The 25,177-nt window shown below is 44.7% G+C and carries 12 protein-coding genes; 11 read left to right on the forward strand and 1 reads right to left on the reverse strand.

The annotated features are described in order from the left end of the window. Positions 1-47 precede the first annotated feature (47 nt). From EGC86_RS06740 to EGC86_RS06785, 10 genes are all read left to right on the forward strand, one after another. A complete protein-coding gene (locus EGC86_RS06740) occupies positions 48-701 on the forward strand; it encodes a MotA/TolQ/ExbB proton channel family protein (protein ID WP_123777044.1) in 654 nt (217 codons plus the stop codon). Further along, the gene (locus EGC86_RS06745; protein ID WP_242445186.1) at positions 701-1,273 is read left to right on the forward strand and encodes a biopolymer transporter ExbD; all 573 of its coding nucleotides are present in this window, start codon (positions 701-703) and stop codon (positions 1,271-1,273) included. The genes EGC86_RS06740 and EGC86_RS06745 overlap by 1 nt, the downstream gene beginning before the upstream one ends. After that, complete coding sequence (locus tag EGC86_RS06750; protein ID WP_123777045.1) at positions 1,270-1,803, forward strand: ExbD/TolR family protein; 534 nt, start codon at positions 1,270-1,272, stop codon at positions 1,801-1,803. The genes EGC86_RS06745 and EGC86_RS06750 overlap by 4 nt, the downstream gene beginning before the upstream one ends. Position 1,804: 1 nt before the next feature. Beyond that, the gene (locus tag EGC86_RS06755; RefSeq protein WP_123777046.1) at positions 1,805-2,803 is read left to right on the forward strand and encodes an AgmX/PglI C-terminal domain-containing protein; all 999 of its coding nucleotides are present in this window, start codon (positions 1,805-1,807) and stop codon (positions 2,801-2,803) included. 445 nt (positions 2,804-3,248) lie between these two features. Beyond that, the gene (locus EGC86_RS06760) at positions 3,249-4,130 is read left to right on the forward strand and encodes a COG3415 family protein (protein WP_011636696.1); all 882 of its coding nucleotides are present in this window, start codon (positions 3,249-3,251) and stop codon (positions 4,128-4,130) included. Then, positions 4,114-11,988 carry a type I polyketide synthase gene (locus tag EGC86_RS06765; RefSeq protein ID WP_123777047.1) on the forward strand — a complete coding sequence of 2,625 codons (7,875 nt, stop codon included), beginning with the start codon at positions 4,114-4,116 and terminating at the stop codon, positions 11,986-11,988. The genes EGC86_RS06760 and EGC86_RS06765 overlap by 17 nt, the downstream gene beginning before the upstream one ends. After that, on the forward strand, positions 11,985-14,078 hold the full coding sequence (locus EGC86_RS06770; protein ID WP_123777048.1) for a PfaB family protein: 2,094 nt from the start codon (positions 11,985-11,987) through the stop codon (positions 14,076-14,078). The genes EGC86_RS06765 and EGC86_RS06770 overlap by 4 nt, the downstream gene beginning before the upstream one ends. Beyond that, positions 14,075-19,963 carry a hotdog fold thioesterase gene (locus tag EGC86_RS06775; RefSeq protein ID WP_207893036.1) on the forward strand — a complete coding sequence of 1,963 codons (5,889 nt, stop codon included), beginning with the start codon at positions 14,075-14,077 and terminating at the stop codon, positions 19,961-19,963. Before EGC86_RS06770 ends, EGC86_RS06775 begins: the two co-directional genes overlap by 4 nt. Positions 19,964-19,980: 17 nt before the next feature. Continuing rightward, positions 19,981-21,609 carry an eicosapentaenoate synthase subunit PfaD gene (gene pfaD / locus EGC86_RS06780; protein WP_123777050.1) on the forward strand — a complete coding sequence of 543 codons (1,629 nt, stop codon included), beginning with the start codon at positions 19,981-19,983 and terminating at the stop codon, positions 21,607-21,609. A gap of 64 nt (positions 21,610-21,673) precedes the next feature. Then, complete coding sequence (locus tag EGC86_RS06785) at positions 21,674-21,931, forward strand: hypothetical protein (RefSeq protein ID WP_059747937.1); 258 nt, start codon at positions 21,674-21,676, stop codon at positions 21,929-21,931. Positions 21,932-22,030: 99 nt separating this feature from the next. Here EGC86_RS06785 and EGC86_RS06790 read toward each other — a convergent pair whose 3' ends face one another. Next, positions 22,031-22,723, reverse strand: a complete 693-nt coding sequence (locus EGC86_RS06790) for a fumarylacetoacetate hydrolase family protein (RefSeq protein ID WP_123777051.1) — start codon at positions 22,721-22,723, stop codon at positions 22,031-22,033. A 372-nt stretch (positions 22,724-23,095) separates the two neighbouring features. On the opposite strand from EGC86_RS06790, the gene EGC86_RS06795 reads away from it, so the two are divergent. After that, complete coding sequence (locus tag EGC86_RS06795) at positions 23,096-25,132, forward strand: methyl-accepting chemotaxis protein (protein ID WP_123777052.1); 2,037 nt, start codon at positions 23,096-23,098, stop codon at positions 25,130-25,132. Positions 25,133-25,177: the final 45 nt, after the last annotated feature.

Genomic DNA, 25,177 nt, shown 5'->3' on the forward strand with positions numbered 1-25,177 from the left:
GCCATTAACGCCAGTGTTCAATACGACAATAAGAGAAGGAACATCACATGAGTTTTACCGACCATATCATTGCGTTTTTACAAAATGGCGGCCCATTTATCTACCCTATCGCCTTAGTGTTAGTGGTCGGTTTGGCCATTACCATTGAGCGCTGGTTATATTTAAGCTCTGCACATCGTAGTAATCAGCAGGCTTTTGCACTGATTAAAAATGCCTTAAAAACAGGTGACATCAATACCATTAGTCAGCATGCACAAAACCATAAAGCCCCCGTGTTTGATGTATTACAGTCAGGTATTGCCCGTATATCAAGTACAAGTCATCGTGAAGACGTGGAATACGCCATGGAAGAAACCGTGATGGAATACATGTTACGCCTTGAAAAGCGTACACCATTTATTGCTACACTCGCTAACATTGCCACCTTATTGGGTCTATTAGGTACCATTATGGGCTTAATCGCAGCATTCTCGGCAGTGGCTAGCGCCGATCCAGCTGAAAAAGCCAACTTATTGTCTTCTAGTATTTCGGTTGCGATGAACACCACCGCATTTGGTTTGATCACTGCCATTCCGCTGATTTTATTTCATTCAAGCCTACAAACTAAAACGGCAACTATCGTTGACTCTATTGAAATGGCAGGCATTAAACTGCTCAATTCATTGTCATTTAACAAGCAAACGGATAACAACCGAGGCTAATGAGTATGAGACGCCGTCGTCGCCCTAATACCCAAGACGCAGAACTGGATATCACCTCATTCATGAATTTGATGATTGTGTTAGTGCCAGTACTCCTGCTGAGTTTGGTGTTCTCACAAGTGCGTATTTTGAATCTGCAATTGCCAGTATTGTCAGAAGCGGAACAAGCACAAGATGATCAAGAGCCCAAAATACTCGAACTAGTGATTACCCCTGCGCGCTTAGCACTAAACTACCCAGCAGGCATGTCACTTAAACAGTTTGAACTGACTGATAAAGGTTATGATTTCGCCGCATTGTCTGTGTATCTACAAGACTTGAAACTGACGTTTCAGCAACAAGGCATAGAAAAAAATGACATCGTATTGTTACTTGATCCTGCGGTTGACTATCAAACCATCGTGTCCGCCATGGACACGGTACGATCATTTAAAGCGGTAGTGGCAGCCAACTTGGTAGATGCGGAACTGTTTCCGATGATCTCATTAGGTGATGCTCCGGCCACTAATGACGCCGATGCTGCTCAGCCGATACAAGCCACTATTGGAAAACCAGTAGGAGCTAAGCCATGATGAAGCAATCGGCAAGAAGCCGAAGATTAGCCAAACATCACAAACGCTTAAAAGCCGGTAGCAAGCTCAACCTTGTTGCGTTAATGGATATTTTTACCATTTTGGTGTTTTTCTTGATTGTGAATCAGTCTGAAGTGCGCATATTGCAAAATATCGAAAAAATCAGTTTGCCCGTGTCTGTTGCAGATGTGCTCCCAGTTGAAAATCTGGTTATTACTGTGTTTACGGACACGGTATTAGTGCAAGAGCGCCCTATTTGGCAAAAAAGCGCTGATGGCCTTGGCTTAACTGAACAAGAAAACCCAGAGTTTATTAGCACGTTAACAACAGAGTTGACCTATCAAGCCAGTAAACGCACCGAGCTTAGTGAAGCCGAGCGACAAAATGGTCGTGCGGTAACTATTATTGGCGATGCATCAACACCTTATGTGGTGCTTAAGCAAATTATGACTGCTTGCGCGGCGACCGGTTACCGGGATATTTCGTTGGCGGTTGAACAACAAGCAAAGCAAACTAATGGTGAGGGCTAATATGACAACAGCAACCTTACACCATCATGAAGCCAATCAGAGTTTTAATGATTTAGGCGACTTATTTAAACCCAGCAAACAAGACAAACTGTTTAAACAGATTTTGTGGTTGTTGCTGTTAGTTTATGTCGTCTTTGCGGTCGTAGTGCCCATGCTTGAACAAGTTGAACTGCCGCGCGAAGTGAAAGAGCAAGTACCGCCACAATTAGCCAAAATCATCTTGCAAGAAAAGCAGCTACCGCCACCTGTCAAACCAGAGGTGAAACCGCCCGAGCCAGAACCGCTGCCAAAACTAGAGCCTGAGCTAGCACCACCAGAAGAAAAAGTACCAGAAAAGCCTGTTGAACAAGCTGTAAAGCCACAAATAGTGCAACCGACGACGCGTGAAGCAGCAAAAGAAAAAGCCAGCACATCAGGCTTAGCGGCGATGAAAGACGAGCTTTTTTCAATGCGCGAAGCCTTTGACGTTAAACCCGCTGCGCAACGTAAACTTGATCAAACGACGGCACAAGAAGTCAAAGTAAAGCGTGATTTATTAGCTGGTGCGGCCAATAAACAAACTGACAGCTTGGCAAAATCAACTATCAGTAAAACTGTTGCTGCAGGGTCGTTAACAGGCAACGAAACCCAACAAATTCGCTTAGCAAAAGAGGAAGTATTGGCAAGCCAAGGGGCCGTTTCTGAAAAAGCCAGCCAAGCGAGCCAAAATGGACAACGTTCAGAAGCGGCACTTAGGCGTACATTGGAGGCCAATAAGTCTCGGCTTTATTCGTTATACAATCGCGCACTGCGAAAAGATCCGTTCTTAAAAGGCAAAGTGATGTTTGAAATTGTCATCCAACCTAATGGCAATGTCAGTAAAGTGACGATTAACTCAAGCGAGCTAAATAACGCCAAATTAGAGCGCCAATTAACCTTGGTATTACGCTCTATCAGCTTCCCAGCAGAAAAAGTCGCGGTAATGACCACTATCTGGGCTATCGACTTCTTCCCGAGTTGATTGGTATAAACCCTAATATCGATTGATAAAAAGCAGGTAATGAGATAACTCACTATCTGCTTTTTTATTTGAATACGAAAATTAAATAGATAAACAGCTAGAGTTGAATTCAGGCCTCATATAAACAGCTCCCCCATCGACATTTCATCGCTTATTTCAAAAGAATCAAGATAGGGGATGGAGCGTATAACGTATTGTTCTCCCTTAAAGAGCGAAGGTGGTCGCTTCTCATACTCCTTAGGTAAATGTTTTTTTACATCTAAGATATCGTTTTCAGTCTCGGGTGATTGTATCGGAGTGAAACCTCAGGTAATGTGCTTTGTGCTAAAAAAAGCATAAATGGATATTTAGACTAATTTTTAACTTCTTTAAGTATGACTTAAGTAAGTATCGGTAAGTTTAAATGCGCTAAAGTCCCAATAGATTATTTGGAATCCCGGTCTAGATGACAAAAAAGATAACAACACATTTAGAATCAGGTTTATTTAAGGGCAAGCCTCGCCAAAAAACGGTTCAACACCGTAATGCGACGACGACGCCTGAAATGCGTCAATTTATTCAGCAATCCGATTACAGTGTCAGTCAGTTATCCAAAATTCTCAATATCAGCGAAGCCACAGTACGTAAATGGCGTAAACGTGACTCAATCGATAACACCCCAAATACCCCGCACAAACTCAACACCACACTATCTCCGATGGAAGAGTACGTGATGCTGGGTTTGCGTTATCAATTAAAAATGCCTTTAGATCGGCTACTAAAAGTCACCCAAGAATTTATCAACCCCAATGTCTCTCGCTCCGGTCTTGCCCGTTGCCTAAAGCGTTTTGGGGTCTCTAAACTAGACGAATTTGACAGCCCTTTTGTGCCAGAAAAATTCTTCAATCAGCTGCCTATTACTCAGGGAGCTGATATACAAACCTATACCGTTAACCCTAAGACCTTAGCCGATACTTTGTCCCTGCCAAGTCCAGATCCGGACAACGTAGTGCAAGTAGTGTCGTTAAGTATTCCGCCTCAATTAACGAAGCAGCAAGCCTATTCTGTTTTGCTTGGAGTCGATTTTAAGTCTGACTGGGTTTACCTCGATATTTATCAAGACAGCCATACCCAAGCGAGTAATCGCTATATAACGCATGTCTTAAAACACGGACCATTTCATTTACGTAAGTTATTGGTTCGGAACTATCACACTTTTCTTGCTCGATTTCCCGGAGCAAGTCAACCAGCCGCAGTATCCACTAGCACCATTGATGCAGCTGGATCCCAACACCAGATAACTGAACCTCAGTTATCAAACGGAGACTCATATGAGCCAATCCAGTAATAAAGATAAGCGTTTAAACAAACGCTTAAAAGACATGCCTGTCGCGATTGTCGGCATGGCGAGTATTTTTGCTAACTCACGTTACCTAAACAAGTTTTGGGATTTAATCAGCGAAAAAATCGATGCGATTATCGACGTTCCAGAAAGCCATTGGAATGCTGAAGATTACTACAATGCCGATAAATCAATGGCCGATAAAAGCTACTGTAAACGCGGTGGTTTTTTACCTGAAGTCGATTTCAATCCAATGGAATTTGGCCTGCCACCTAATATCCTCGAACTAACAGACACCTCACAACTTTTATCGTTAGTGGTCGCCAAAGAAGTGCTGGCAGATGCAGGTATTGATGCACAGTACGATACCGATCGCATCGGTATTACACTAGGCGTCGGTGGTGGTCAAAAAATCAATCATAGCCTCAGCGGTCGCTTGCAGTACCCAATACTCAAAAAAGTATTTAAAAATAGTGGTCTAAGTGATGAAGACACTGAGATGTTGATCAAAAAGTTTCAGGATCAATATATTCACTGGGAAGAGAACTCATTTCCAGGTTCACTCGGCAATGTGATTGCAGGGCGAATCGCTAACCGCTTTGATTTAGGCGGCATGAATTGCGTGGTTGACGCAGCTTGTGCAGGTTCTTTAGCGGCAATGCGCATGGCGATTACAGAATTAGTTGAAGGCCGCAGTGACATGATGCTCACCGGTGGTGTGTGTACCGACAACTCACCTTCTATGTACATGAGCTTTTCAAAAACACCGGCATTTACCACCAACGACACCATTCAACCTTTTGACATTGACTCAAAAGGCATGATGATTGGTGAAGGTATTGGCATGATGGCGCTTAAACGTCTTGATGATGCCGAGCGTGATGGTGACAGAATTTATGCTGTTATCAAAGGTATTGGCTCATCATCAGACGGTAAGTTTAAAAGCATATATGCACCGCGCCCAGAAGGCCAAGCTAAAGCACTTCGACGCGCTTATGACGATGCAGGTTTTGCGCCGCACACTGTTGGCTTAATTGAAGCCCATGGTACTGGTACTGCAGCTGGTGATGTCGCGGAGTTCAATGGTTTAAAATCAGTGTTTGCCGACGGTAATGACTCTTTACAGCACATTGCTCTTGGGTCAGTTAAATCACAAGTTGGCCACACTAAATCAACAGCAGGAACCGCTGGTGTGATTAAAGCGGCTCTGGCTTTGCATCATAAAGTGTTGCCACCGACCATTAACGTTAGTAAGCCGAATCCTAAATTAAACATTCAAGACTCGCCATTTTATTTAAATACCGAAACCCGTCCATGGTTACCAAGAGTCGACAATACACCGCGCCGCGCGGGTATTAGTGCCTTTGGTTTTGGCGGCACCAACTTCCACATTGTGTTGGAAGAATATCGTCAAGAACATGTTCGAGGCGATAAGTATCGTCAACGTTCAGTGCCACAAAGTCTATTGATCCATGCTGAAAACAAAGCCGCATTACAGGCTCAATTAACCGCACTGCAAAGTGAAATTAAGGCTGTTGATACCACACAGCAAAATCGCCAAGAAATTGTGTTAGCCGATTTTGGTAAACGTTTTGCCTTGAATACCATCGCCCCTAATGCGGCCCGTATAGGCTTAGTGGTTGCATCATTAGCAGACTTAACCATTCAGCTAACTCAGGCGCTGGCGCAGTTAAGCTCAAATACTGCCGACAGCTGGCAATTGCCTTCTGGTACCAGTTATCGCGCAGCAGCATTGATTCATCCTGAATCGGCAAGCCATAAAGTGGCAGCACTATTTGCTGGGCAAGGGGCGCAGTATCTGAACATGGGCGCCGATTTAGCCTGTTTGTATCCAGAAATGCGTCAACAACTGATGCAAGCAGACAAGGTGTTTGCGCAACATAAACAAACGCCACTATCGCAAATTATGTACCCAAATCCTGCTTTTGAAGCCGAAGACATTGCCGCACAACAGGCCGCATTAACCAATACCGCCAATGCCCAGAGTGCTATTGGTGCGGTGAGCATGGGCCAATATGCATTATTGACTCAAGCAGGTTTTAAAGCCGATATGGTTGCTGGCCATAGTTTTGGTGAACTGTCAGCATTATGTGCAGCAGGCGTCATTAGCCAAGCAGATTATTACCAATTGGCCTTCGCTCGTGGCCAAGCAATGGCGGCAACACCTAAAGATCAAGACGCTGGCGTAATGTACGCCATTATTGTCCCAGCTCAATCTGTTGACAACGGAGTTGAAAAGCTTGAACAGTACATTAGTGCATTTGAAGGCGTCAAGGTGGCTAATTACAATGCACCAACCCAACTGGTTATTGCAGGCCCAACAGCGTCATGTACCCTAGCGGCAAAAGCTATCACCACTGAACTTGGTTTTAAAGCAATCGCCCTGCCGGTTTCTGGTGCGTTCCACACTCCATTAGTGGCACATGCTCAGCAGCCGTTTGCTGCGGCAATCAATAAGATTAAATTTGCTAAGCCAAAACTAAGCCTTTATGCCAATAGCACAGGTAAAGCACATCCTAACGATGCTAAAGCAATCCAAGCTGCATTTAGTGAACATATGCTGCAATCGGTTCGTTTTAGCGAGCAACTAAATGCCATGTATGATGCTGGTGCTCGTGTATTTGTTGAGTTTGGTCCTAAAAACATCCTCCAAAAATTGGTTGAAGCGACCTTAGGCAATAAAGCAGAGTCAGTCAGTGTAGTGAGCTTGAACCCAAATCCTAAAGGCAATAGTGACACTCAACTACGCCAAGCGGCTTGTCAGCTTGCAGTATTAGGTGTTGCATTAACCGAGGTTGATCCATATCAAGCTCCTATCGCTGAGCTTGCAAAAGTGTCACCGATGAACGTTAAGTTAACCGCGAGTAATTATATTAGTCCGGCCACTCAAGCCAAAATGCAAAAGTCATTGCAAACCGGCACCGTTACCAGCCAGACAGTGGAAGTGCCTGTCAAGAAAGTTGTGGAAAAGATTGTGGAAAAAGAAGTCATTAAAACTGAATACATTGAAGTGCCTGCAACATCAGCACAAGCTCAAGCCTCTGCAGTCGCCGCACCTTTAGCGGCAACGACTCCTGTAGCAAAAGCTCAACCGGTTAACTCAAGTGTGCCAGCGTCGGCCGATAGTATCGGTGCATTTTTTGCTGCGCAGCAACAAACAGCTGAATTACATCAGCAGTTTTTAGCCATACCACAGCAATATGGCGACACCTTTGCTCACCTGATGACAGCCCAAGCGCAAATGGCGTCATCGGGATTAGCCATTCCAGAAAGCTTGCAACGTTCGATGGAGATGTTCCACCAGCATCAAGCACAAACATTGCAAAGTCATACCCAATTCTTAACGCAGCAAGCACAAGCAAACCAAGCTGCGTTAGCCATGTTGCAAGGGCAAACGGTAACACCTTCAATACAAGCAACAGTATCTGTACCTGCTCCATCAGTACAGCCTGCATTTGTGCAGCCAAACCAAGTTGCTCAAGCCACAACGACACCTTCGCCAGTGGTAGCACTTATTGCTCCAGCTCCGGTTCAAACAGCTCAAGCGGTTCAATCTCAACCGACAGCCAGTCAACCTGTTCAAGCTCCTGTGGCTCAACAAGTTAGCTCAGCAGCGGTTACTGCACCAACAGTCGGATTAACACAGCAACAAGTGTTAGACACTATGCTCAGTGTGGTCGCAGACAAAACCGGTTACCCAACTGAAATGCTTGAACTTGGCATGGACATGGAAGCAGACCTTGGTATCGACTCAATCAAGCGGGTAGAAATCTTAGGCACAGTACAAGATGAGCTTCCAGGCTTACCAGAACTGAGCCCAGAAGATCTAGCCGAGTGTCGCACCTTGGGCGAAATCGTTAGCTATATGCAAACCAAATTGCCAGCGGCGAACACGGTTGCTGTAGCGTCAACAGGATCAACATCGGTAGTTACTGCAGCACCAGCATCAACAGGCTTAACGGCTGAAAACGTCCAACGTACCATGTTAGCTGTGGTTGCCGATAAAACCGGTTACCCAACTGAAATGCTTGAACTTGGCATGGACATGGAAGCAGACCTTGGTATCGACTCCATCAAGCGTGTAGAAATTTTAGGCACAGTACAAGATGAGCTTCCAGGCTTACCTGAACTGAGCCCAGAAGATTTAGCTGAGTGTCGCACCTTGGGTGAAATCGTTAGCTACATGCAAACCAAATTGCCAGCGGCAAGCACAGTGGCGCCAGCACCAATTGCATCAGCAACGCCAGCAACAGGCTTAAGTGCAGAAAGCGTTCAACGCACCATGTTAGCTGTGGTTGCCGATAAAACCGGTTATCCAACTGAAATGCTTGAACTAGGCATGGACATGGAAGCCGACCTTGGTATCGACTCAATTAAACGCGTCGAAATTCTAGGCACAGTGCAAGACGAGCTACCAGGTTTGCCTGAACTGAATCCAGAAGATTTAGCTGAATGTCGCACCTTAGGCGAAATCGTCAGCTACATGCAGACTAAACTGCCTGCAGTCAGCACTGCGGCTCCAGTAGCAACTGTATCTGCACCTGCAACTTCGGGCTTGAGTGCTGATACAGTATTAAGCACCATGATGTCAGTAGTAGCCGACAAAACCGGTTATCCTGCTGAAATGCTTGAACTGAGCATGGATATGGAAGCCGACCTTGGTATCGACTCAATCAAACGTGTTGAAATTCTAGGCACAGTGCAAGACGAACTACCAGGTTTACCTGAACTCAACCCAGAAGATTTAGCCGAGTGTCGTACCTTGGGCGAAATCGTTAGCTACATGCAAACCAAGTTGCCTGCAACCAACACTGAGGCTCCAGTATCTGCTCCAGCAACAACAGGTTTAAGTGCTGATACCGTTTTAAGCACCATGATGTCAGTGGTAGCCGACAAAACCGGTTACCCTGCTGAAATGCTTGAACTGAGCATGGACATGGAAGCAGACCTTGGTATCGACTCAATCAAACGCGTAGAGATTTTAGGTACAGTGCAAGATGAGCTTCCAGGCTTACCTGAGCTGAACCCAGAAGATTTAGCCGAATGTCGCACCCTAGGTGAAATCGTTAGTTACATGCAAACCAAATTGCCTGCAGCAAACGCGATTGCGCCGGTCGCACCAACATCAACTGCAAACAAGGTTGACGTTAACACCGCGGCATTACCGCCGCACAGCGAGGTAGCGCTAAAAAAGTTACCAGCGGCGGATAAACTCGCAGATTGCTTTTCAACAGACTCTTGTATTGTCATCACAGACGATGGCCACAATGCAGGTTTACTAGCAGAAAAGCTAAATGCAAAGGGATTAACCGTCGCCGTTATTCGTAACCCACAAACCATTACCGTGGCACATTCACCCTTAAGCAGTGATATTAAAAGTTACACCTTGAGCAGCATTGATGATGCCCAAATTGCACAAGTGATTGCCGATATTAAGGCTGACTTGGGCGCTGAACATGCCATTGCGGGCTTTATTCATTTACAGCCACAAATCACAGCTAACAGCAGCGAATTAATGTCGTGCACTGTTGCAGCAAAAGCCGCTGTCGACAACGCGTTTTTATGGGCTAAGCATCTTCACGCTGAGTTTGCCAAACCAACTCAAGCTTCGCGTTTATGCTACTTTACCGTGAGCCGTTTAGACGGCGGGTTTGGTTATCTTGATAATACTCAGCTAGCAACAGCAGAGCTTAACCAAGCAGCCTTATCTGGCCTGAGCAAAACCCTAAGCCATGAATGGCCACAGGTGTTTTGCCGCGCATTAGACATTGCCAACAATATTGATACAGCAAGTTTTGCCGATGCAATCGTTGCTGAGTTATTTGATATCAATGGTGCCAATGCAAGCGCGGACCGCATTAATGAAGTGGGGATCAGTAATCAAGGTCGAGTAACCTTAGTTGCCGGCAATGCTAGCGAACAGTTTGCACCAGCAAGCCTAAACAAAAATGACACTATTTTGGTCACCGGCGGCGCAAAAGGCGTAACGTTTGAATGCGCCCTCACCTTAGCCAAACAATGCCAATCACATTTTGTGTTAGCAGGTCGTAGCCAACATTTTGGTAGCGACTTACCGGTTTGGGCGCAAGGCAAACAAGCTTCAGAGTTAAAATCCGCAGCCATCGCTTATATTCAATCTCAAGGCAACAAACCGACGCCAAAACAGATTGATGCACTAGTGTGGCCAATAAGCAGCAGCCTAGAAATAGATGCTGCGTTAAGTGCTTTCAGCAAGGTTGGCGCCAGTGCTCAGTATGTCTCGATGGATGTCAGCGACGCCACCGCGGTAGCGGCTAGTCTTAAAAGTCTGACTAATGTTAAGGGCGACTCATTAATCATTAATGGGGTTATTCACGGTGCGGGCGTATTAGCCGATAAGCACATTCAAGATAAAACCTTGGATGAACTTAACCGCGTATACCACACCAAAGTGACTGGGCTTGCTAGCATTATTAATGCACTCGACCCACAACAGATTAAGCTTATTGCACTGTTTTCATCGGCGGCCGGTTTTTACGGTAATACTGGTCAAAGTGATTACGCTATGTCGAATGAAATCCTCAACAAAACTGCACTGAAACTAGCGCATACTTTACCGCAAGCTAAAGTGATGAGTTTTAATTGGGGCCCCTGGGATGGCGGTATGGTCAGCTCAGCATTAAAGAAAATGTTTGTTGAACGTGGCGTTTACGTTATTCCGCTACAAGCAGGTGCCGAGTTATTTGCCCACAGTTTATTAAGCCAACAAGGGGCACAACTGCTCATTGGCTCTGATATGCAAGGTTCATCAGAGCAGGACAACGCTGTAAAAAAGCTTAATGCGGACGCTTTGCTTATGGCCAAGGGTTCGCTGACATTTGCTACTAATACACTTGTGACTAAAGCATTTACGGCTAACGCAGTTACGACTAAGGCAGTTACGACTAAGACATCGGCTACTGATATTATCAGTCAGACGGTGGCTCGAGTATTAACCCCAGCTGAAATGCCTTTTGTTAGCGATCATTGTATTGCTGGCAATCCGGTATTACCGACGGTATGCGCCATGCAATGGATGCGTGATGCGGCAGAAACCTTATGTCATGTGCCTGTCAGTATTGCTGAATACAAATTGCTTAAAGGGGTTATTTTTGACACCAATGAGCCACATTTGTTGCAACTGGAACTAACGCAAACTAACGCGGGGATCAGCGCGCTGATCACCTCTCGTTTGTTAAACGATCCAAGCGCAGTCATGAAACCGCAATACCAAGCTCAATTGGTGATCAATAAAGCAATATTGGCAACTGATGTTGCTAAACCCACTGTTGGCGACAGCAGCTTGGCTCAATGGGCTAACATGTCACCATTGTATTCAGGCGCTGAATTATACCAAAACGGAACCTTGTTTCATGGCCCGCGTTTGCAAGGCATTAAACAAGTGTTGGCATTTGATGACGCTCAACTATTGTGTCAGGTTCAATTGCCGAGCATTAATGCTAGCGATTGCCAAGGTTTTATACCGTCATCGACATTAGGTGGTAGCCAAATTTTCGCGGAAGATTTGCTACTACAAGCCATGTTGGTATGGGCAAGACTGAAATACGATGCCGCAAGTTTACCGTCAACAACCGGTGAGTGTGTTACTGCTTGGCCATTTGCAAATGGCGATAAAGGTTATATTCAACTTGATGTGGTTAAACACAGTGGCAGAATGCTAGTGGCTAACGTGAGTTTATATCATCAAGACGGCCGCCTGAGTTGCCAAATGCTCAATGCTAAAGTGACCATTAGTAAGAGTTTGAATGGGGCATTTATTCCACATCGAGCTTCTGCAGAACTATCACACAAGGACACAGTGTGACAGCCACAGATAACATGGTGCTAAAATCCATTAGTGAGCGTATTTTGCAGCAACAAACCAAGCCAATACGCTTGGCTTTGTTGCTCAGAAAACCCAATATCGACTCGGTTAATGAGCACAAGGTTGCGATTGATACTCAACATAGCGACGGTTTTGAACTGGCGTTATTACACAGCATAGAGCGGCTATCATCCACTACAGATGAAATGATCAATATTGCCGATCGGTTGTGGATAATGCCGGGGCTACTTGCCGCGAAAAATAGCGTCAATGCGCACGCTTATCTCAATGGTGTTGCACTTGGTAGCAATCAGGCTGAAGCAATCACTCTCGCGCTGAATCATGCAAAACGTTTACATACTCAACCGCAGATTGTCGCGCTAGATAGCAATGCAAAAAACAATACGGCTAACAATGCACAAACAGCATTAGCAGCAATGGTTACCCTAGTAGAGTCTATCGCCAGTCGTAACATACCAGCACAAGATAAGGTCAACAGCCAGTATTGGTTTAGCCCACTTCACCAAAGTCGGGTTGCAGCCTTATGTTACCCAAGTGCCAACGGTGTTCAGGCAATGATCTTGACCCAAGGGCGTGCATTAGTCGCCTCAAAGCAATTGGTTAACCCCCAACGTTTATGGCTGCCACTGTGTGCCACTTCATTGACGCAATTGCACACTAAACTGATGGCTTTTTCTGCGCAGGTCAATTCGGCGACAGACGATGTCAGCTTACTAAAACTTATCAAAAGTACATTGGCCGATTATCAAACGGATGCGCCCCTAGCTTTAGTGTTAATGGCACAGGATCGTAACGGATTAATCATAGAAATTAATGCGATGTTGGCAACAATGTCGACTTACCTTCAGCCAGACATTAACGATAACCCGCCGATAGAATATAAAACCCCTGCTGGCAGTTGTTTCTATTCTGCGCCGCTGGGTGATCATGGCTTAAGTTTTGTCTATCCTGGCGTCGGTACTGTGTATCCAAATATGCTCAGTCAAATGGGCTTGGTTTTTCCCAATGTGTATGCCGAACTCGAAAGCCAAGGTGACATGCAGTCGATGTTACAAACAGAGTTTATTTACGCGGCAGATAAAAACCGTGCCACACAGATGAGCTTAAGCCAATTAGCCATTGCCGGTGTGGGCGCCAGTTATATTTTAACCAAGCTGTTGCAGCAAGAGTTTGCCATTGAGCCCAGGTTTGCCTTAGGTTACTCCATGGGCGAAGCGGCCATGTGGGCGAGTTTAGATGTATGGCAAGCGCCACACACTATGATTGAAGCAACCCAAAACAGCAGTATCTTTACCCAAGATATTTCTGGAGAGCTTCGCTGTGTTCGCCAGCAATGGCAATTAACCGATGACGAACCCATTGTCTGGAATAGCTTTGTGACTCGAGCCAGTATTGATGAACTCACGCCCCATTTAACGGATTATCCACGCGTTTATATTGCCATTATTCAAGGTGATACCTGTGTTATCGCAGGTTGTGAATCCAGTTGTAAAGCATTGTTAAAGCAAGCAGGTAAACGTGGTATTACAGCCAATCGAATTACCGCAATGCATACGCCAGCCGCGCTAAATATTGTCGACGATGTACGCCAGTTTTATCAGCAACCGCTGCTGGAAAATTTACCCAAGCAATTGCAGTTTATCTCGGCGGCTCAAACAGCACCTGTCACGCTAGACTCGCACGCTATTGCACAATCGATTGCCGATACTTTTTGTCATCAGTTGGATTTTACTCAGTTAATCCACAATGCTCGAGAGCAAGGCTGCCGATTATTTGTTGAGGTAGGAGCCGATAGGCAAACCACCACCTTAATAGACAAAATTAATGCTCAGAGTAGTAATACGTCCCCAGCGATGGCGATTGCTGTTAATGCCAAGGGCGGCGACGATGTCAGCAGTTTACTCAAGTGTTTGGGACAATTAATAGCGCATCGCGTGCCGATGTCATTAACGCCCTTTTTTCGCAGCCTTGACGATACAATTAACTCATTATCTCAGCAGACGGCAATAGCCGGCGGCTCACCACTGTCTCGTTGCAGTGAAACATCATTAGAAGGAGAACCTCATTGAGTTCTCAAGCCACCCCTAAAATCGCCATTGTCGGTTTAGCCAATCAGTATCCCGACGCGGATACTCCGGCTAAATTTTGGCAAAACTTATTAGACAAAAAAGATTCGCGCAGCCAAATCAGTGCTAGCAAACTCAATGCTTCACCGAGTGACTACTTGGGTGTACAAGGCGAGTCGGACCGTTTTTATTGTGATAAAGGCGGCTACATTCAAGACTTTCAATTTAACCCTCAAGGTTATCGTATTGAGCCCGACGCATTTACTGGTTTGGATGACAGTTTCTTGTGGGCAACCGACACAGCGCGAAATGCGTTAACTGATGCAGGTATTGACCTTAATCATAACGTGCTGCAGCGCACTGGTATTGTCATGGGCACCTTATCGTTCCCTACTGCCAAGTCTAACGAGCTATTTGTGCCGCTTTATCACAGCGCGGTCGAAAAAGCCTTACAGACTAAACTCCAACAGCCAAACTTTAGTCTGCAATCGTTTAATCAAGCATCGCAAAACAATAGCATTACTAATAATAATGTAGCGCCTAAAATCGTTAACTTGCGTAATGGTGCTGTTGCCCATAATGCCTCAAAAATCGTTGCCGATGCTTTAGGTTTGGGTGGTACGCAACTGAGTTTAGATGCCGCCTGCGCAAGTTCAGTTTACGCATTAAAATTAGCCTGCGACTACTTGCATACCGGCAAAGCAGACATGATGCTGGCTGGCGCGGTGTCGGGAGCCGATCCGTTCTTTATCAACATGGGCTTTTCGATATTTCATGCCTATCCCGACCACGGTATTTCCGCCCCATTTGATAGTAACAGTAAAGGCTTATTCGCTGGCGAAGGTGCTGGGGTATTAGTGCTCAAACGCCTTGAAGATGCCGAGCGTGATGGCGACCATATTTACGCTTTGGTCAGTGGCATTGGCTTGTCGAACGATGGTAAAGGCCAGTTTGTGTTAAGCCCAAACAGCAAAGGCCAGGTGCAAGCATTCGAGCGCGCTTATCGCGATGCAGCAGCAATCGATCCAAGTATCACCCCTGCCAGCATTGAAGTGATTGAATGTCATGCTACGGGAACACCATTAGGCGACAAAGTTGAATTAACCTCGATGGAGCGTTTTTTTGAAGATAAACTTCAAGGTAGCGCCACGCCATTAATTGGTTCAGCAAAATCCAATTTAGGCCATTTACTCACAGCTGCAGGCATGCCAGGGATCATGAAAATGATTTTTGCGATGCGCCAAGGCGTGTTGCCACCGAGTATTAATATCAGCTCACCTATCGCCTCGCCTAATGGCTTATTTGGCCAAGCGACCTTGCCAAATGCAGTGCTACCTTGGCCCGATAAAGTTGGCAATAAAGCCCGCCATGCTGGCGTATCAGTATTTGGTTTTGGCGGTTGTAACGCTCATTTATTGATTGAGTCATATCAAGCTAAAGCTGTCACTGACAGCACTCAGAATAATAGCACTAAAACTCGTCACTCAACGTTAGTTGATGCAGAAACGCCAATGCACATTACCGGCATGGCGGCGCATTTTGGTCAATGCAGCAGTATTGATGCACTGGCGAAAAAAATCATCGCCAAACAAGCCATCTTTAGCCCGCTACCCACTCAACGCTGGAAAGGCTTAGACAAACATCCTGAACTATTAGCCCAATATGGCATCACCCAAGTGCCGCAAGGCGCGTATATCGATCAATTCGATTTCGATTTCTTGCGTTTTAAAGTGCCACCCAATGAAGATGATCGCCTAATATCGCAACAACTACTGTTGATCAAAGTCGCCGATGAAGCTATCGCCGATGCCAAGCTAACGCCAGGCAGCAAAGTCGCAGTGTTAGTCGCCATGGAAACCGAACTTGAACTGCATCAATTCCGCGGTCGAGTTAACTTACACAGCCAAATAGCGCAAAGCCTTAACGCTCAAGGTATTCAATTATCTACAGCGGAATATGACAGCCTTGAAACCATTGCGATGGACAGTGTTCTCGACGCCGCTAAGCTTAACCAGTACACCAGCTTTATTGGTAATATTATGGCGTCGCGGATAGCCTCATTATGGGATTTTAACGGCCCGGCATTTACCATTTCTGCAGGCGAGCAATCAGTTAACCGCTGTATCGATGTGGCGCAAAACTTGTTTGCTTTAGGCTCGTTACAAGAGCCATTAGATGCAATTATTATTGCCGCTGTAGACCTGTCTGGCAGCATTGAAAATATGTTGTTCAATACCGCAAAACTTAACGCCAAAGGATTAAGTTCAACAGATTGGTTAGTGGGTGAAGGGGCTGGCGCACTCGTGCTGCAACAAACCAATGCAGCACACACTCAGCTTGATAGCTATGCCAGTATCGATAGCGTCAACTTTACGCCATTGTCACAATTACCAACACAATTACCAGCCGAATTATCAGCCGATGTTGTTGAGTTAAACCAATCACCTGAATGTATATTATCGACTCAAGGTCAACAGTTTGCCCAAGGATTAACTGATGCTGCAATCGCGGTCAGCTCAGCGCCGTTATTGAGTAAAGCTCATGATATTCTCGGTCATACATTTGCCGCTTCTGGCATGGCCAGTTTGCTGCATGGTTTAGTGCAAACTCGTCACATAGATAAACCGTCTATCAATGCCAGTGTATTCACCAGCAGCGACAATCAATACTCACAAGTTAATCTGTCGGTTTCTGCGGCGCAACAACACGCATTGCACGCTAGACTGGGCAATAATTTAACTCAACAACTGGCTACGGGCAGTAAGTTAAGTTTAATTAAACAAGTCAGTTTAGGTGGTCGCGATATTTACCAACACATTATCGACAGCCCACTTGATGCGCTTGACAGTATTATCAATCAATGTGCAGATATCGCCCCAGCTGTGGTCAACACCATTGAAAGTAAGCAACCAACTATTCGTGATAATAATCCTCTTAGCGTCAATAATAGCGAGAATATCGCCGAGCCTCTTATGTCAGAAAATATGCCCGATAAAACAATTCCAAAGCAACCAAGGGTTGCCAGTATGACAAATCATGCTATCCCACCTGCACATTTAACGGCATTTCAACAAAATCAGTGGTTAGCACAACAAGCGCATTTAGCTTATTTGGCCAGCCGAGATGCAGGCTTGAAAGTAGCCGACAGTTTATTACGGTCCCAATTAGCTGGTTTTAGCCATCAGACAACTGCGACTCAAGTCGCGTCTCCGGTGGCTAATACTTATGCCGTTAATGCTGCAGTACAAACCGCGGTTAAGAGTGAAACCATTAGCCCTGCCAGGTTAATCCAACCTAATCATGCTTGTGTGCCCGCTTACACTGCACCTATTCCAGCGAATAAACCGTGTATTTGGAATTACGCTGATTTAGTTGAATATGCCGAAGGCGATATCGCTAAAGTATTTGGCTCAGATTACGCCATTATCGACAGTTACTCGCGCCGAGTTCGCTTACCGACAACAGATTATTTATTGGTGTCACGCGTCACTAAACTCGATGCCACCATGAATCAATACAAACCGTGTTCAATGACTACAGAATACGACATCCCCGTCGATGCCCCGTATTTAGTGGATGGTCAAATCCCTTGGGCTGTCGCGGTAGAATCGGGCCAGTGCGATTTAATGTTGATCAGTTATTTAGGTATCGATTTTGAAAACAAAGGCGAGCGGGTTTATCGCTTATTAGATTGTACTTTAACCTTCTTAGAAGATTTACCCCGTGGCGGCGACACTCTGCGTTACGACATTAAAATCAATAACTTTGCCAGCAATGGCGACACGTTATTATTCTTTTTCTCTTACGAATGTTTCGTAGGCGACAAGATGATCCTAAAAATGGATGGCGGTTGTGCAGGCTTCTTTACCGACCAAGAACTGGCCGATGGTAAAGGGGTTATTCAAACTGAAGATGAAATAAAACATCGTCAACAAGTGCTCAACAATCCGAATAAACCAACCTTTACACCATTACTACATTGTAACCAAACGGCATTTGATTATGGTCAAATTCATCATTTACTGACCGGTGATATTGGCAGCTGTTTTGGTGGCGACCATGTCGCGCATCAGCTACAAACTGGGGTGCAAAAATCGCTTTGTTTTGCCTCTGAAAAGTTCTTAATGATTGAGCGAGTGAGTCAATTACAAACACAAGGTGGTACGTGGGGCTTAGGCTTACTCGAAGGTCATAAACACATTGCGCCAGACCATTGGTATTTCCCTTGTCATTTCCAAGGCGACCAAGTGATGGCAGGCTCGTTAATGGCCGAGGGTTGTGGCCAGCTATTACAGTTCTTTATGATCCACATCGGCATGCATACTCTAGTAGAAAATGGCCGATTCCAACCATTGGAAAATGCTTCGCAAAAAGTTCGCTGTCGTGGCCAAGTGTTACCACAAACGGCTGAGCTGACCTATCGCATGGAAGTGACTGAAATCGGTATTCATCCCCGCCCGTATGCCAAAGCCAATATTGATATTTTACTCAATGGAAAAGTCGTGGTCGATTTCCAAAACTTGGGTGTAATGATTAAAGAAGATGCCGAATGTACTCGTTATCCGCTTATCTCGTTAGACGCTAGCCCTGCCGTTGATTCAAACGCTAGCAGTAAAGTGATTGCTAACAAAGCGCCGTTAATGGCGCAAATTCCAGATTTAAACGCCCCGAGTAACAAGGGCGTTATTCCGCTAAATCACGTTGAAGCGCCCATAGTCAGTGCCGATTCAAAGTACGCCAATCGCGTGCCCGATACAGTGCCATTTACCCCGTACCATATGTTTGAGTTTGCTACTGGCGATATCGAAAAATGCTTTGGCCCTGACTTTAGTATTTACCGCGGACTTATCCCGCCGCGCACACCTTGTGGCGATTTACAGTTAACCACTCGCGTGGTTGAAATTAACGGTAAACGCGGCGAATTGAAAAAGCCATCATCGTGTATAGCAGAATACGAAGTGCCTGCAGATGCTTGGTACTTTGTGAAAAACAGCCATCAAGCGGTAATGCCTTATTCGGTGTTAATGGAAATTTCATTACAACCCAATGGCTTTATTTCTGGCTACATGGGCACCACCCTAGGTTTTCCTGGGCAAGAGCTATTTTTCCGTAACTTAGACGGTGGCGGAAAATTATTACGTCATGTGGATTTACGCGGTAAAACTATCGTCAATGACTCAAAGCTATTATCAACCGTCATTGCTGGCAGTAACATTATTCAAAGCTTCACCTTTGAGTTAAGTGTCGATAACGAGCCGTTTTACACTGGTAGCGCGGTATTTGGTTACTTTAAAGGTGATGCGCTTAAAAACCAGTTAGGCATAGATAACGGCAAAATAACCCAACCATGGCATGTTGATAACAATGTCGCGGCAGACATTAGCGTTAACTTACTGGATAAACAGTCACGGGTATTTACTCCGCCAACTAGCCAACCGCATTATTGTTTAGCGGGCGGCCAGCTTAACTTTATCGACAAAGCAGAAATTGTTGAAGCGGGCGGGAAATACGGTAAAGGCTATCTTGCTGCGTCACGCACTATTGACCCTAGTGATTGGTTCTTTCAATTCCACTTCCATCAAGATCCGGTAATGCCAGGTTCATTAGGTGTTGAAGCCGTGATCGAGTTGATGCAAACTTACGCCATCAGCACAGACCTAGGTAAAGGTTTCACTAATCCAAAGTTCGGCCAAATATTGTCGGATATTAAATGGAAATATCGCGGTCAAATTAACCCACTGAACAAACAAATGTCACTTGATGTACATATCAGTGCAGTAAAAGATGAAGACGGTAAACGCATCATAATAGGCGACGCAAACCTCAGTAAAGATGGTCTGCGCATTTATGAAGTCAAAGATATCGCCATCTGTATTGAAGAAGCTTAGGCCAAAAAGGAATAATAATGACAACTCAAGTGCACAACGAAAAGCTTTCTCCTTGGCCATGGCAAGTTAGCCAGCAACACGTCAGTTTTGACCCTGTAGGCATGGATAAGAAGCTTAAAGATTTATCACAAGCGTGTTATGTGGTTAACGACACACAACAAGGCTTAGGGGTTGCTCAGCAAGCCCAAGTCGTAACTGATGCTATTACTGCAGCAAATGCTCTGCCAGTCAGCGCATTTGCCCCAGCCCTTGGCACTCAAAGCTTAGGCGACAGTAATTTCCGCCGCGTTCACGGGGTAAAATTTGCCTATTATGCTGGTGCGATGGCCAATGGTATTTCTTCTGAAGAACTGGTTATTGCGTTAGGTCAGGCTGGTATTTTATGCTCGTTTGGCGCAGCTGGGTTAATTCCATCTCGAGTTGAACAAGCCATTAACCGTATTCAAGCGGCATTACCAAATGGTCCATACGCATTTAATTTAATTCACAGCCCAAGTGAACCTGCGCTAGAGCGTGGCAGTGTTGAGCTATTTTTAAAGCACAAAGTGCGCACTGTTGAGGCTTCTGCCTTTTTAGGCTTAACCCCACAAATTGTCTATTATCGTGCAGCCGGTTTAAGCCGTGATGCAAACGGTCATGTGCAAATAGACAATAAAGTGATTGCGAAAATCAGCCGTACTGAAGTGGCGATTAAATTCATGCAGCCTGCACCCGTTAAAATACTGCAACAGTTGCTTGATGAAGGTCTTATCAGCGCAGAGCAAATGGAGTTGGCTCAGCTAGTGCCTATGGCTGATGATATTACCGCTGAAGCAGACTCAGGCGGTCATACCGACAATCGACCATTAGTCACTTTACTGCCCACTATTTTGGCATTAAAAGATCAAGTGCAAGCACAGTACAAGTATAGAACCCCTATTCGTGTTGGTGCCGGTGGTGGTGTTGGCACGCCTGACGCGGCACTGGCGACATTTCATATGGGCGCAGCCTACATCGTTACTGGTTCAATCAACCAAGCTTGTGTAGAAGCCGGAGCCAGCGAGCATACTCGTAAATTACTGGCCACCACAGAAATGGCCGATGTGACTATGGCACCTGCTGCCGATATGTTCGAAATGGGCGTTAAGCTGCAAGTGGTAAAGCGCGGCACCTTATTCCCAATGCGTGCCAACAAGTTATATGAAATCTATACCCGCTATGACTCGATTGAAGCCATTCCAAGCGAGGAACGTGAAAAACTTGAAAAACAAGTATTCCGCTCAAGCCTGGATGATATTTGGACAGGCACGGTAGCGCATTTCAATGAGCGCGACCCGAAACAAATTGAGCGAGCTAAAGATAACCCTAAGCGTAAAATGGCGTTAATTTTCCGTTGGTATTTAGGTTTATCAAGCCGTTGGTCAAACACCGGTGAACTTGGTCGCGAGATGGATTATCAAATCTGGGCAGGTCCGGCACTCGGCGCGTTTAACGCATGGGCTAAAGGCAGTTATTTAGATGACTACACCCAACGTCATGCAGTAGACTTAGCCAAACACTTAATGCATGGCGCAGCTTATTTGGCCCGAGTTAATTTATTAACGGCACAAGGTGTTAGCCTTCCGGTAGCATTACAACGCTGGCGTCCAATTGACCAAGTAAAGTGATCGACCAAATGAAATAGATTGATCTCGCTTTATTGCGAGATCAGCTAGAAAGATAGGAACCGACATGAGCGATACACAGAAACTCGATTTTTCAGCGATTAATGACCCAACATTGGCATCGTTTAATCAACAAAAAAATCTGATAAAACGCATGCTCAAAGGTAACAGCGCAACTTGCAGCGACTGTAGTAAACCGCTGACACTGCAATTACCGCCTAACACCAAAAAGGCACCAAAAAGCGCTAAAGCCCCAGGGATTTATTGCGCTAAAGGTTGCACCGACATCGAGCTAGACATGGAAGCCGTTGCGTTAATGAAATAGCATTAATTAAGCGAGCCAATTTAATGCCTTCATAAAGAAATGACCCTCTTTAATAAGAGGGTCATTTTTTTCGAGCATGCTTTATTTCACGGCCTAACTCTATTTTGCCTGCCATTGCTTAACGATTTCGGGGTTACCACAAAGCTGTTCAATCGGTTTATCGCCCGACAGTGCAGCTTCAAATACAGTAAATGGCACATTAGCCCATAAGCTCAGCTCAAAAGTAGTATTTTCTGTCACCACACCTACGCCTTTAGGTGTCCCTGTCATGACAATGTCACCATCGTTTAAGGTCATAAACTCACTGACGGCGTTATAAATAGCTTGTGGCTGGTACATCATTAATTGCTGATGGCCTAATTGCGTCACGACATTATCAATGGTTAATTGAAAGCACCAATCTTTGATGTCTGGTGTTACTGCAATAAATTCGCTGAATAACGCCGAACCATCAAAAGCTTTAGAACGTTCCCACGGTAAGCCTTTGGTTTTTAACTTGGTTTGCAGCTCACGCTTGGTCATATCAAGCCCAACACCAACCGCACTAAAATGACCATTATTCACCATAAAGCACAACTCGGCCTCGTAATGTAAGGGCTCACCTAAGTAACTACATAACGTGTTAGTAATGGCTGAGTTTGGCTTAAGAAACACTACCATATCATCAGGAATGTCATTACCGAGCTCATCAATATGCTCGGCATAATTACGCCCAATACAAATGATTTTTGATGGCGAGACGAGGCGTACTTGGCCATTTGATTGCGTTAGCGATACTGATTGTAGACCCACATTAACCTCGAATAATTGAAAATAGTAATAAGAATAATCCTTCTAACAATAAAGCTAATCATTTCAAAATAGAACAACCACTTTTTTTAAATAATACTCAAAGCATTATCGCTTGCCTATTAGATGCTGAATAGCTCAATGATATTGCTCTATTAGTCCTAATCAATTGGTACACATGCTCAATATGCATTTGGATTGAAAAGTGAAATATAACCATAAAAACAAGGGTATATTTCTATTTCCACACAAGGTCATTTACATTATTTTAACAAACAACTACTCTAGAGATTGTCACTATTGAACAAAAAACATCCTTGATTACGCATAAATACGGCAAGAATGACGTCAGAAAATAACAATAAGAGAGACTAAATGACAATATTCGAATTGACAATCAAACAAAAAATAGCGTTAGGATTTGCCTCGATTGGCTTATTACTGCTTGCTGGAAGTAGTTTTTTTTATCATTCCTTGAGTAAAATTCAAACAGCCAATATTAATATCGAAACCTTAGCAGTACCAGTTCAAAACCAGTCAAATGCCTTGCAAATTACCCTATTAAAAATGGCTAAAACTGGCAGTTTAGCTTATTCACAAATCGATAATGACAATATTGATCTCAGTTATAAGCGGTTCAAGCAATTGCAACTGGAGTTCAGAGAGGTATTAAAGACATTATCTGCAAAAGTGGCTGATCAACCCACAATGCTTCAGTCATTAACTCAAGCTCAAAAATCATACCAGCAGTACGAACAGCAATCGCACATCATGTTCGGCGCTAAACTTGAAATAGGACAAAACCGCGACAATTTCGGCACACTAAAACAGCAATTTGATAATGTTCGAATTAATGCCAGTAACAATATGATTGATTTAGAACTGATAGAAGCCCCGCCGGGCGAACAGCAGTTATTAAATGAAGTCATTGGCGGCGGAGTACGCATCGACGATATGCTGTTTACTCTAGGCAATACCATGACGGAACTTGGCCGATTAACCGCTGTTGATGCTGTGAATATTCATAAACAAGATGTGGCTATATTATTAGGTAATATTACGGTTAATCGCAACTACTTAACCCAACAAGCAGAGCCTTTGGGTGCTACTGAGCTATTTGTAGATTTTGACACTAACTTGCAAACAATTAAACAGTTCACCGATAAACCAGGCAGCTTGTATGTCGCACAAGAAAATGTCGTCAATCAGCAGCGCTTAGCTGAGAATAGTAACCTGCAAGCCAACACCTTTTTTGATGCAACTAACAATCAGTTAGAGCAATTAGTAAAGCTCGCCAACGAACGATTCCACCAGTTACAAATGGTTGCGATTGATGACGTTAGTACCGCACAAACATTGGCTGTTGCAATGGCGGTGGTGTTTGTCTTGATGGCGATGTTTATCTATTACTTTACCTCAAAAGCCATGTTAGGCCCCCTACAAGCCATTAACAGTGCATTATCGCGAATTGCCAGCGGTGATTTATCTCGGCGATTAACCAAGAGAAATAATGATGAATTTGGCGAGTTGATGGATAACATCAATAAACTGTCTGACGACCTGACTAATTTATTGCAAGACATTAGTCGTGATGCACACCTGCTAGATGAATCCGCTATTCGCTCGCAAGCGCAAAGCGAAACAATATCCCTTTCAGCTTCCGCACAAATTAACAATATTAGCCAAGCTAAGCAGCTTGCAGAGCAAATACATCACAGTTCAAATCAGGTCAATGAGCAAGCCTCTGAATCTGAACAACATGTTAAATTAGCTTCCTCGCAAGGATTACAAATAAAAAGCATTGCTAATGATAACCGTTTCCGTATTGAAGCCTTATCAACCAGCTTGCGCGATTCTGTGGAGATCATGGCAAAACTCAGTCAGCACAGTGATAATATTGGTGGGATTTTAACCACCATCAGTGCTATTGCCGATCAGACCAATTTGCTAGCATTGAATGCTGCAATTGAAGCTGCAAGAGCGGGTGAACATGGGCGTGGATTTGCCGTTGTTGCTGATGAGGTTCGTTCATTAGCCTCTAGAACGCAACTATCAACCGCCGAAATTCAAACCATGATTAGTGCCTTACAGCAAGAAACAACTTATGCCGTTACAGCAATCTCACAAGGACAAATACAAGCCAGTGAATGTGTAGAACAAAGCCAGTCGTTGCATGATGCAATCGAGCAAATAGAAGCGGCGCTTAGCACTATTAATGGTATGAGCCAAAGCATTACTCATGCAGCCAATGAACAAGTAAGCCATAGCCAACAAATAGAGCAAACAATGACCCAAACAGCCGATGCAGCAGAACAAAATGCTCAGGAGTCTGCTTCAATGACACAGCAAAGCCAGCAATTAAATCAATTAGCTCATTCGCTTACCACCTCTGTTGAACGCTTTACACTCTGAGCAGTAGCGTAATAAAAGCGGTAGTCAGAGAAACAATAAAATAGG

The organism is Shewanella frigidimarina (assembly GCF_003797125.1).
GTDB classification, from domain to species: Bacteria; Pseudomonadota; Gammaproteobacteria; order Enterobacterales; family Shewanellaceae; genus Shewanella; species Shewanella frigidimarina.